Source organism: Stenotrophomonas maltophilia group sp. RNC7, assembly GCF_030910085.1.
Lineage (GTDB): Bacteria > Pseudomonadota > Gammaproteobacteria > Xanthomonadales > Xanthomonadaceae > Stenotrophomonas > Stenotrophomonas sepilia.
The window spans coordinates 1-570 of the sequence record NZ_JAVFVN010000406.1 but is presented as its reverse complement, the minus strand read 5'-3'; the positions used below and the strand labels follow the sequence as shown (position 1 = coordinate 570).

General features: G+C 55.1%; 1 rRNA gene. It reads right to left on the bottom strand.

Features of this window, described 5'->3' with window-relative positions:
* Positions 1-12: 12 nt before the first annotated feature.
* A 23S ribosomal RNA gene (locus RCF13_RS06885) occupies positions 13-570 on the bottom strand; the annotation flags it as partial.

Genomic DNA, 570 nt, shown 5'->3' with positions numbered 1-570 from the left:
AATCATCTTCGTTAGGATAAGCCCTCGACCGATTAGTATTGGTCAGCTCCATGCATTGCTGCACTTCCACCTCCAACCTATCTACCTCGTCGTCTTCAAGGGGTCTTACCAATGTGGGAAATCTCATCTTGAGGGGGGCTTCACGCTTAGATGCTTTCAGCGCTTATCCCTTCCGTACTTGGCTACCCAGCTATGCCTCTGGCGAGACAACTGGTACACCAGCGGTACGTCCATCCCGGTCCTCTCGTACTAAGGACAGCTCCTCTCAAATTTCCTGCGCCCGCGACAGATAGGGACCGAACTGTCTCACGACGTTCTGAACCCAGCTCGCGTACCGCTTTAATGGGCGAACAGCCCAACCCTTGGGACCTACTTCAGCCCCAGGATGCGATGAGCCGACATCGAGGTGCCAAACCTCCCCGTCGATGTGGACTCTTGGGGGAGATAAGCCTGTTATCCCCAGGGTAGCTTTTATCCGTTGAGCGATGGCCCTTCCATGCGGTACCACCGGATCACTAAGCCCGACTTTCGTCCCTGCTCGACTTGTAGGTCTCGCAGTCAAGCTCCCTT